At 47.5% G+C, this 10,483-nt stretch carries 11 protein-coding genes; 4 read left to right on the forward strand and 7 right to left on the reverse strand.

Translation table 11 applies throughout. From position 1 onward, the window contains the following. Positions 1 to 475: tetratricopeptide repeat protein (locus LDL35_RS06115; protein ID WP_304020460.1), on the forward strand; the 475-nt coding region annotated here is incomplete at its 5' end. Positions 476 to 511: 36 nt separating this feature from the next. Here LDL35_RS06115 and LDL35_RS06120 read toward each other — a convergent pair. Then, the gene (locus LDL35_RS06120) at positions 512 to 1,027 is read right to left on the reverse strand and encodes a protein-tyrosine phosphatase family protein (RefSeq protein ID WP_304020462.1); all 516 of its coding nucleotides are present in this window, start codon (positions 1,025 to 1,027) and stop codon (positions 512 to 514) included. Positions 1,028 to 1,223: 196 nt separating this feature from the next. On the opposite strand from LDL35_RS06120, the gene LDL35_RS06125 reads away from it, so the two are divergent. Beyond that, positions 1,224 to 2,918: a hypothetical protein gene (locus tag LDL35_RS06125; RefSeq protein WP_304020465.1), complete on the forward strand. Its 1,695-nt coding sequence runs from the start codon at positions 1,224 to 1,226 to the stop codon at positions 2,916 to 2,918. A gap of 1 nt (position 2,919) precedes the next feature. Here LDL35_RS06125 and LDL35_RS06130 read toward each other — a convergent pair whose 3' ends face one another. Continuing rightward, entirely contained in the window at positions 2,920 to 3,441 is a 522-nt protein-coding gene (locus LDL35_RS06130) for a zinc ribbon domain-containing protein (protein WP_304020467.1), read from the reverse strand. Between the two features lie 218 nt (positions 3,442 to 3,659). On the opposite strand from LDL35_RS06130, the gene LDL35_RS06135 reads away from it, so the two are divergent. Further along, entirely contained in the window at positions 3,660 to 3,824 is a 165-nt protein-coding gene (locus tag LDL35_RS06135; protein ID WP_304020468.1) for a rubredoxin, read from the forward strand. A gap of 3 nt (positions 3,825 to 3,827) precedes the next feature. Here the strand turns inward: LDL35_RS06135 and LDL35_RS06140 are convergent, their stop codons facing one another. Further along, the gene (locus tag LDL35_RS06140; protein ID WP_304020470.1) at positions 3,828 to 4,250 is read right to left on the reverse strand and encodes a YbaN family protein; all 423 of its coding nucleotides are present in this window, start codon (positions 4,248 to 4,250) and stop codon (positions 3,828 to 3,830) included. Positions 4,251 to 4,458: 208 nt separating this feature from the next. Between LDL35_RS06140 and LDL35_RS06145 the strand changes: the two genes are divergently transcribed. Further along, positions 4,459 to 6,762, forward strand: a complete 2,304-nt coding sequence (locus LDL35_RS06145) for an ATP-binding protein (RefSeq protein ID WP_304020473.1) — start codon at positions 4,459 to 4,461, stop codon at positions 6,760 to 6,762. Here the strand turns inward: LDL35_RS06145 and LDL35_RS06150 are convergent, their stop codons facing one another. The 4 genes from LDL35_RS06150 to LDL35_RS06165 form a co-directional block, all read right to left on the reverse strand. Next, a complete protein-coding gene (locus LDL35_RS06150) occupies positions 6,763 to 7,419 on the reverse strand; it encodes an SOS response-associated peptidase (RefSeq protein ID WP_304020475.1) in 657 nt (218 codons plus the stop codon). Positions 7,420 to 7,421: 2 nt separating this feature from the next. Next, positions 7,422 to 8,909 carry a PAS domain-containing protein gene (locus LDL35_RS06155; RefSeq protein ID WP_369694890.1) on the reverse strand — a complete coding sequence of 496 codons (1,488 nt, stop codon included), beginning with the start codon at positions 8,907 to 8,909 and terminating at the stop codon, positions 7,422 to 7,424. A 93-nt stretch (positions 8,910 to 9,002) separates the two neighbouring features. Further along, complete coding sequence (locus tag LDL35_RS06160; RefSeq protein WP_011448443.1) at positions 9,003 to 9,365, reverse strand: response regulator; 363 nt, start codon at positions 9,363 to 9,365, stop codon at positions 9,003 to 9,005. 12 nt (positions 9,366 to 9,377) lie between these two features. Then, positions 9,378 to 10,382 (reverse strand): response regulator, encoded by a 1,005-nt coding sequence (locus LDL35_RS06165; protein WP_304020479.1) that lies wholly within the window; start codon positions 10,380 to 10,382, stop codon positions 9,378 to 9,380. Between the last annotated feature and the right edge of the window lie 101 nt (positions 10,383 to 10,483).

The following is a 10,483-nucleotide window of genomic DNA, read 5'->3' on the forward strand; positions in this document are numbered from 1 at the left end:
TCCGGAGAATGCGGAAGCCTGGAAACTGAAGGCAGAGATTGAACAGACACTTGGGAGAGAGGATGAAGCAGCCCAGGCGGTAAAAGAGGCACTCCGGCAGATCCCTGATGATCCGGGTCTGATGCTGGCACGGGTAAAATCCCTCTATGAGGCTGATTCATATGCAGAGGGACTGTCACTTGTCCGCCGGCTCATTGATAAAACTCCGGAGAGTACTGAGGCATGGTCGTTGTATGCAGAACTGCTCTGGATGACTGCAGATCATAATGCCGCTGCGGCAGCATTTGACCGGATTTTAGCTCTTGATGATACCAATGCCAAAGCCTGGTTTTTAAAAGGGGATTCTTTACAGAATGCAGGCCGGTTTGAAGAGGCGGCTGTTGCCCATGAGCGGGCGTTCTCTTTAGGCGGGGACCCTTCTGTCGGACTGATGCTCTCAAAAAAGATGCGATATCTGCAGCAGAAGAAGGCCTGAAATCCTCCCATAAACTGGATTTCACAATCCGGGGGTTTATTCTCTCAGTGCCTGTTCTGCCCACAGTAAAAAGTCAGCCTGAGGACGGGTTTGCGGCCCGGCTCCTGCACTCCGCACTATCTTTTCCGCAAGAGATCTCTCAATTCCTGATGCCATGAGCAGAGTGACAGCAAAAAGACCGGTTCTTCCTATCCCCATCCGGCAATGAACAAGGATAGAATCTCCTTTTTTGAGGTGTTCTGCATATTTTTTTGCAAGTTTTAAAAGATCATCAGGCCGCTCTGGAACTCCGAAATCTGAAATCGGGAAGCATTCGATGGTAATTGCCCGATCTTCGTTCCTGATCAGATCCATGTACTCCGGAGATATGCTGGCAATCTCATCAAAGCCAGGAAGAGATATTATCGTCTGAATATTTCGTTTTTCCAGTTCTGATAGAAAGGTCCCTATGTCTTCATACCTGCCTGGCATAGGATGCAGGAACAAGGATCCAGGCAGGTGGTCAGGGAGGGCGACTTTCCTGAATAGTAATCCTTTTGCCTCGAATTCCATGTATCTACACTATCAATATCTGCCGCTTTATATAAAAGTTGCCTGTATGGATCGGTTTTTTCTCACAGAACACCGTCTTTTTGTTGGAAAATCAGAGCATCAGCCAAATCGCTTATATATTCAGCCGACTACCATTCTTACAGCCATTGCGTGTGATAAACGAGGAGATGGGAACCAGATGAGGGAAAGGGGTAGTATGAGGGCATGGGTACCGGGTATCCTGAGCATTCTTATATTCTGTATGATCCTGCCATTCTGTTGTGGTGCAGGAACTCCTGTTCAGCAGGTGCAGAATCAGGTTGTGATCTTTTCCGGCCAGATTCCATATGGGGATGGAAATGTGTCAATACGGGCTGATTCCGGGGCTTTGTATCAGATTCCTGCTATGACGCCGGGGGGGATTATCCAGGCACTGGCTGGGACCGGTATGATTTCCAGTTATCGGATCGGGGATGAGCTGATTGATAAACGGGGTATTTTCACCCTTGACGGGGTAAATTCTTACCAGGTGACTGAACATGATGCCTGGTTTGTTCTGGTGAATGGTGTTCAGCTGAGAGAATACCTCCTTCCTTCTGTAGAAGGGCTGAATACCTATCTCCTGAAGGATGGCGACGACGTTCTTTTCGCGTACGGTGATCCGACCCTGCCTGCCAGTGCTGCGAAAGCCCTTATCTGGGTTCAGGTGGGGAGCAAGAATGGGGTGATGCAATTTGTCTCTCCTTCTGCCATGATGGGCCAGTATGTTATATCACAGATACCGGTCATATCAACCCCCGCTCCCACAGTTGCTCCCGTGGTAGAGGCTACTGCTGTTCCGACCCCCGTTTCTCCCGTCGTTCCTGTCGTAGAGTCTACTGCTGTTCCAAGTCCGGTTCCTCCTACCGTTCCTGTAGTTGAGGCCACGGTTGTATCTCCTCCAGTTGCTCCCGTCGTTCCTGTCGTAGAGTCTACTGCTGTTCCAAGTCCGGTTCCTCCTACCGTTCCTGTAGTTGAGGCCACAGTGGTTTCTCCTCCAGTTCCTACTACCGTTCCCGTGGTAGAGTCCACGGTTGTTTCTCCTCCTGCTCCTCCCGTCGTTCCTGTCGTAGAGTCTACTGCCGTTCCAAGTCCAGTTCCTACTACCGTTCCCGTGGTAGAGTCCACGGTTGTTTCTCCTCCAGTTGCTCCCGCCGTTCCTGTTGTAGAGTCTACTGCGGTTCCAAGTCCGGTTCCTACCACCGTTCCCGTGGTAGAGGCCACGGTTGTATCTCCTCCAGTTGCTCCCGCCGTTCCTGTTGTAGAGTCTACTGCGGTTCCAAGTCCAGTTCCTACCACCGTTCCCCTAGTTGAGGCCACAGTGGTTTCTACTCCTGTTCCCCCTCCCCCGGCAGAAGTCTCCCCGGTTATGACACCCACAGAGGAACCGGTGAATGAAACCGGAAATATCACCGATATCACGGATCTGGTCGAAGGGCTCCCTGAGCCAACACCCACTGCACAGAAGGAAGATAACCGGATGATCTATTCAGGTGTACTTGCCCTCCCGGAGGGAACCGTAAATGTCACGGATAGTTCTGGGATTGAGTACGAGATACCGGTGAACACTCCGCTCGGAGTCCTTCACATGCTTCTTATTGACAAAAAGATTCAGAATCTGTGTATCGATGACCGGGGTATGCATAAGGGAGGCATCTTAATTCTGGAAGGAATTAATGAATTTTTCAACACAGCAACAAAAGTGTGGTTTGTCAGAGTAAATGGAGAACTTCTGGAAGATTATGCAGAACCAAAAACCGATGGTCTGAATCTCTACTTACTCATGGCCGGAGATACCGTCTCATATTATTACGGGAATCCCAGCGGATCACTGCAGGATGCAGAAGCAATGATAGTTGTGACACTTGGGTAATTTACTTCCACCTGGAGAGATCTTTGGTAAATACCCTGACCATCTCTTCTGCTTTTTCAGGTTTCAGATCAAACATCTGTGCAAGCATCGGAGTGCATTTCTGAACCATTCCTTCGTGAGTGAGGTCAGGTTCGGTAAATACTCCATTCTGATAACAGTTGATACAATAGGTAGAACTCTCCTTCCCGTCCTTTTCTGTCCCGGCATCAGCACTGGTAAAGAGGGGCATACCACAACTCTGACAGTTAGGGACAATTCTTCCGCTCCATCGTTTCAGCGTCTGTATCTGACCGGTCATGAACATCCTGGCCTTATCCATGGGCATTCCATACATCTGTGAGATCATACCGGCACCCAGTTCTGCAATACCTTCCACGGTTGCATCAGGGTCGGTGAATTCACCGTTCTGGTAGCAGTAAGTACAGTAGATAGACGATCTGCTGCCATCCTTCTCTGTTCCACAGTCCTCATCTTTGACAAGCGGCATTGCGCAGCTCTGACATACAAAAACCTGCTTTGACATCTCTCTCTCCTTCAGGTCAGGAATATCTCTCTTACTGGAGGGTCAATCCTTTTTCTCTAACCTGACTCATGAGCGTTTTTCTCAAGGGGTATATAACATTTTGATATACGGGGTGAAAGTGAAAAACCGGGTGACCATCTGAATCAGATTTTCTGTATTGCAAATCCTGCCCTATTTGATTCGGATCCTTCATTACCCCGTACGACAGATATTCTGATATGGCAGCATGGGTGTGTACGAAATGCGGATATGTATATGATGAGCGGTTCGGAGATCCAGAGCACGGTATTATCGCAGGAACATTATTTGAAAAGATACCAGATACCTGGGTATGTCCGCGATGTAAAGCGGCAAAGCCGTTTTTTGCGAAGAAGAAAGTATAGATTTTATTCTTTTTCTAGGTTCCATGGCTGTGGTTTCATGGTATAAAGTCCGATACTGACTGATAATGCAATGATCAGAAGAATGATGCGGATGATGTCAGTTCTGATCCAGAAAAGAATGGTGCATCCAATTACCACCCAGAGCAGAAGGATTGTTCCTATACGTGACTTCAGGGACATGCCCTTCCCGCTGGTATACTGACTAATATATTGACCAAAAACCCGGTGATTCATGATCCAGGTATAAAACCTCTCTGATCCCCTTGCATAACAGAGAACGGCCAGCAGGAGAAAGGGGGTTGTTGGAAGGAGCGGGAGGAAAATTCCTATTACCGCTGTGATGACAAAAACCGTTCCTAAAGCGGTATAACCTATCCGTGCATACCTGCAGGGCACAAGGCATATCTTTTCAGGTATCTCTATCATAGTATCAGGGCCTTTTGCCAGATCCTCTCAGAGATCGTAGTGGGAACGGATAAATACGTTCTTTACAGAAGAAACTCAAATACATCCACAAGGAAGAACAGTGCCGGACAGTTCTGAAAAACCAGGAAAAATATCCCGTATCAGATTTTCTTTTCCTGTACTGGTAATGATAATCCTGACCACTGTTTTCATTCTGGTAATCTTTCTGATGTCTGTCATTACCTATGAGCAGACAAATCAGCATCTGCATGATACCTGGGAGAGTGAAGTACAACATAATGAGCACCATCTGAAGAGCTCCTTGCAGCTGATTAATCAGGGTCTCCTCCTCTTTGATCATACCTTTGACAAATCCATGAAAGAGCAGTTCTCCATATTTCTTGACGCGTATAACCAGTCCGGAGCCGATCCTGCAAGGATGAATGTGACAGATATAAAAAGCAGGTTCAGCCCGGACGTGATCGATATCGCGGATGTTTATATCATTGATGAGAACGGGATCGTGATTGATGCTACCTATATTGGAGATATCGGTCTTGATTTTAAAAAATGGCCAAATGTATACGAAGTAATCACCCGGATACGAAATGGCTCGGTTTTTGAAGCCGACCGGGCAGTATATGGATTCAGCTCGGTGAAGGAATCACGGAAATTTGCTTATTACCCTACTCCGGATCATCGGTATCTGCTGGAAATTTCATATTTTATCCGCGACTTTACTGAAGATCGGAGGAATTTTTCCTATGCCAATGTTATGCGATCCTTTGTGAATGAAACACCCCACCTCCGTTCAGTGACATTATATGATTCCATGTTCAGGACGCTGTGGAGCATGGATGATCATAAGAGGCCATCAGATCCAGCTGCTATTGAGTATGTTCAGAAGGTCTTTCAGGGTGCTGAGCGGATAAAAATCTCTGATCCGGTGAATTCCTCAGAAACATATTATTATTTTATTGATATCTCTGATGATAAGACGGCATCGGGAACGATGCTTGACATGGTTGCACGGATTGAATATGATACTGCGGTGATGCAACGGCATCTTGACTCGATACGGTTATTCCATGTACTCGTTGCACTTTTTGCCGGGCTGCTCGGATTTTTCATCGCATATCTGCTGGCTTATCATATCACACGGCCGATTCACCGGATAATTGATGATATTAACCTGATAGCCCATGGGGATTTGAATCACCGGGTATCCTACTCCGGGAGTCATGAATTTTCTAAGCTTGAAACAAGTCTGAACCTTCTGATCTCTCATCTCAATGATCTGATATCCAGTCTTCAGGAGAAAGAACATCATCTCAGGGAGAGTAAGGAGGAGTATCAGCGTCTTGTGGAGAAGCTGAATGAAGGCATCTGGATTGTTGATCAGGATGAAAAGACAACCTTTGTCAATACCCGGATGGCTGAAATGCTGGAGGCTTCTCCTGAAGATCTTATCGGGAGAAGTACATTTGATATCATTCATCCCTCTTATCACGAAATTATCCGCGAAAAGATGAAGAACCGGAAGCAGGGTCTGTCAGAGCGGTATGAAATTTCCCTGGTTACCGCAAAGAATCGCCAGATTATTGCAGAGATATCAGCATCACCCTCATTTGATCCCTATGGCCGGTATACCGGGTCATTTGGTGTTGTCACCGATATCACCCAGAGAAAAGAGAATGAGCAGAAGATCCGGTTATATGCCCTGCAGATGGAAGAGCGGACAAAAGAACTTGAGGCAGTACGGGATCAGCTCTTTCAGATAAATGCGGATCTTGACCGGATAGTGCAGGCCAGAACTGAAGAGGTGATGAGGCTTTTAGAGCAGAAGAATGATTTTATCATGCAGCTTGGTCATGATCTCCGGACGCCGCTGACCCCCATCCTCGGGCTTTTACCAAGGCTTTGTGAACTGGATGGTGAGGAGCATGCGAACATGGTCCGGATCATTGAGAGAAATGCCCGGCATATTCAGAATATCGCATCGAAATCCCTGAAATTAGCAAGGCTGAACTCACTGGATTATATTCCTGAATGTGATGATATTGATCTTGCAGAGACCATCCGGGCAGTTCTTGAGATCAACCGGATGTCACTCAGACAGGCGCATATAAAAACTCAGGTTGAGGTACCTGAAGGCTGCATCATTCAGGGAGATCAGATTCTTATTCAGGAACTGATTGATAATCTTGTCTCAAATTCTATTAAGTTTTCAAAACCGTCAGGCGGATGCATCCGGATTCAGGTCAAGAGAGATGACGATACCGTAACGGTCACGGTGCAGGATACCGGGATAGGACTCATGGCTGGTGAAGAGGTTTTGATTTTTGAGGAGTTTTATAAATCAGACCGGTCACGGCATGATAAGAGTTCAACAGGCCTGGGTCTTGCAATCTGCCGGAAGATCGTCCAGAAACATCATGGGACCATTATTGCATCAAGCGACGGCCCAGATCAGGGAACTACATTTACCATCGTCCTTCCTATCAGGTGTAATACTCCAGGCAATCAGCAGTAATTACGCCGGCTCTGTCATGTCCAGGGTTCTCTGGGCATTTTTCATGACCACCGGTCTGATAAGGTCCGGCCCTTCCCTGCCTGGTTTGTTTACCAGATCTGATACCCGGTGCATCCGGTACTCTGAACTATCATACCTCATAGACTCTGCCGGATCTTTCCCGGTAAGGTATTCCTCTTCTCCCTGTTGCGAGAGGACCAGGGGCATACGGGAATGAATCTCCTGTATTGGTCCTGTTGCTTCTGTGGTCAGGATAACCATCTCATGACCTGCATGCATGGTTCGTACAAGGCCGGCAAAAGAGATGATGGGAACGTCAGGAAGATAGATGTACCATGGCTCCTTTTTTCCTCCGACCGACTTCCATTCATAATATCCGGAAGCGGGAATGAGGCATCGTCCTGATTGCAGGTGGGATTTGAAGAGAGGTTTCTCCTGAATACTCTCTATTCTGGCATTTATTACCCTTCCTTTCAACCCTTGTGAGAAACCAAAATTCCCAACCAGTATTTCCGTATGATTCTGATGGGAAATGACTGCAGGTATCGGTTCTGAAGGGGCAACATTATATCTGGGGAAGAAGAATGCAGGGGCTGATACGTGGTATCGCTCTGCCAGCTCACCTGGGGATGCAGCAATACAATATCTTCCACACATGCTCACTCCGGAGACCTTGGGTACCCTGCCTGGATTGCGTAATGGCGTCGTAAAAACCCGAGAACCTTCTCTGATTCGACCCATCTCCGGTCAAGCTGGGTTATCATCTCGTCAATCTGCTTTATCTGATGCATGAGTGTTGACCGCTCCTCTTCATGGAGATCCATAATGGACAGCCAGCCGGTGATGACCGCAAGAGGGTTTCTGATTCCGTCGTTGAGGATAGCAAACTCACCAAGATTTCTCTCTATCTGTGAGAGTAATGCCTGTTTCTCCTGTTCAAACTCTCGCTGATAGGTGATATCACGGGATATGGAGAGGACAGATCGGACCTTTCCCTCCATGTCAAACTCCGGAAAGAGCCGCCAGTTAAAGGTTACCATTCCCTTCGGTGACTGGAATGAGATATCTGCTTCATGTGGTTTTCCCGTTTTAATCACCTGCTGAATGAGGGCGTCCCAGTCATCAGCCATTCGTGGAGGATAGGCCAGTTCTCCGTACGTCTTTCCGATGAGGTTTTCAGGAGGGAATGGAATATACGGCTCAACTGCAGGATTTACATACAGGTGCCTTCCTTCCGGGTTAAATCTCATGACAATATCGGTATTGTTCTCAACAAGTGCACGAAAGTTCTCCCTGCTCTCAAGAAGTGCATATTCTGATCGTTTCTGCAGGGTTATGTCCCTGACCGATCCGATAAACCCGACTTTTTGCATATCAGCATCAAGGATAGGAGAGACCATGATCCGGTAATACCGATCTGCATCATCACCTTCCCCGACATGGCCGTGGTATTCTTCGGTTATGATCCTGTTTTCTATTCCGGGATTATCCGGATCTCCTGTTGTTTGCTCTCCAAGGATCAGGATCCTCTCGATAAGAGAAGAGACGCCGGGATACCGGTAGGTACACTCCGAAAAATCCTGGCATTTATTGAGCACCACTCCAGGCGGGATACCGGTCAGTTCTTCCATGATCCGGTTCCATGCGATGATACGCTGTGATGAATCGACAGCAAGTGTTGCATCAGGAAGAAAATCGATGATCTCTTCAAGAAGGTTTCGGGATTTTGCCAGTGCCTTCTCTGATCGTCTTCGCGTCACTGCCTGGACGATCATCTGCTTCATCTCAGTAAACAGGACAAGGGGGTCTTCCCCTTTCTGCAGGTAGAAATCAGCACCGGCATTCAGGGCTTCAATGACCACTTCATGCCTGCTTTTACCGGTGCAGACAAGAAAGGGCGTATTGTCACCGATGCCCCGTAAGGTCCGGAGAAGTTGCAATCCGTCAAGCCCTGGCATCTCATAATCCGCAACAATCGCATCATAAGTATGGGTATGAATATGTTCCAGGGCATCTTCCCCATCAGTTACCAGGGTTACGACACACCCTCCCAGTCGGTCTTCAAGAAAGATACGGGCAATATCGCCCATACTCGGTTCATCATCGACAAAAAGAACTGATATCGGGGTGGAGGTTTCTGGATTCAGGGCTCGTCATCTCCGGGGGGTGTTGGGGGTGCGGGGAATACAGGGAAATATAATGTTTCTTTGGTACTGGAATTTCTTATAGATATCCCCCGGCTATTGATGAAGAACTTTATCAATCTCCTGTAATATTCCCTGTTTCTGAAATGGTTTGATAATATAACTCAAAGCTCCGCATTTGAATGCCAGTTTTGCCATCTCAACAGACTGGATGGCAGTCACCATGATAACCTTTGCTGCAGGGTTTACTCCAAGGATGGTCTTTAAAGCCATCATCCCGTCCATCTTTGGCATGATGATATCCATAAGAACCAGATCAGGTTTTGTCTTCAGATATAACTCAACTGCCTGCTGACCGTCTTCTGCCTCACCGACTATCTCAAACCCTTCTTCAGTAAGAATATTCACCAGAATGGTTCGCATGAACCTGGTATCATCGACGACTAGAACCTGAACCATACCCGGCACCCGTTACATATATGCAGGTTCATCACCCTGACATTCTGTTTTTGTACGTGCTATGCTCTGGATGGTGCGTTCATCCAATTCAAATGAGATGCCGAGCACTCCGGTCGTTTTGTCTTCTTCGATGATAGGGACCGTCCATGAAATCAGAACCCTGCATTTTTCCTTATTTCCGCAGGGATATACTGCACAATCTGTCTTCCCGGTTAATGCAGCATCACACCGTCTCTTCCATTCCTCCCTGACTGAACTGTCGGTCTCTATCTCATCAACCGATGTTCCGATAAGGCTCCCCCATCTGGCCGCATGATGTATGTTCTGCTGGGTAAAGAGATAGTTCACATCAACCGCCCAAATCCGTGCCGGAAACGAGTTCATCAGGGTGGAGAGAAAGGCCTCCCGGTCTGACAGTATGTTCCTAAGCAGGATCTGTTCAGTCAGGTCAATTCCAACCCCCACTAGTCCGTTTAACTCTCCGTCAGGAGTCCTGACCGGCTGGCGGCGGAAGAATATCTTCTTCGTTTCGCCCGTCTTCGAAGGAATATCCTCAACATTTTCCAGGAACGGGATACCATGGGTAAAAATGAGTTCCTCTGACCGGTTAAACGCCTCTGCAAGTTCTCTCTGAGGCAGGGTATCGGTCTTTCCGATTATCTGGTCTTGGCACATCCCGCACATCTCTTCAAACAGGTGATTTACATGCAGAAACTTTCTGTCTGCATCCTTCATGTAGACGATACCGGGGATGGTTGCAAGGATGGTTGAGAGTATCTGGTTGGTATGAGTGATATCATCACTCTTCTTTTTCAGTGTGATATGGGTCCCGATCCGTGCCAGCATCTCACGGGTATCAAAAGGTTTGGTCAGGTAATCTCCTGCACCAAGTCTGAAAGCAAGTTCCTTATCCTGCACAAGGCCGAGCGCGGTGACCATGATGACCGGTATCTGGCTGTATCGCCGATCTTCTTTGAGGGTTCGGAGAAGATCAAACCCAGAAGCCCCAGGCATGATGACATCAAGGACCTAATTCTGGCAATTTATAACTTACTAAGGTGAGAGTCTTTTCTCCCTGAGCAAGCTATCGAACCCCATGTTCTTTAACTGGTCATCCA

The organism is Methanospirillum hungatei, from assembly GCF_020216685.1.
Classification (GTDB): Archaea; Halobacteriota; Methanomicrobia; order Methanomicrobiales; family Methanospirillaceae; genus Methanospirillum; species Methanospirillum hungatei_B.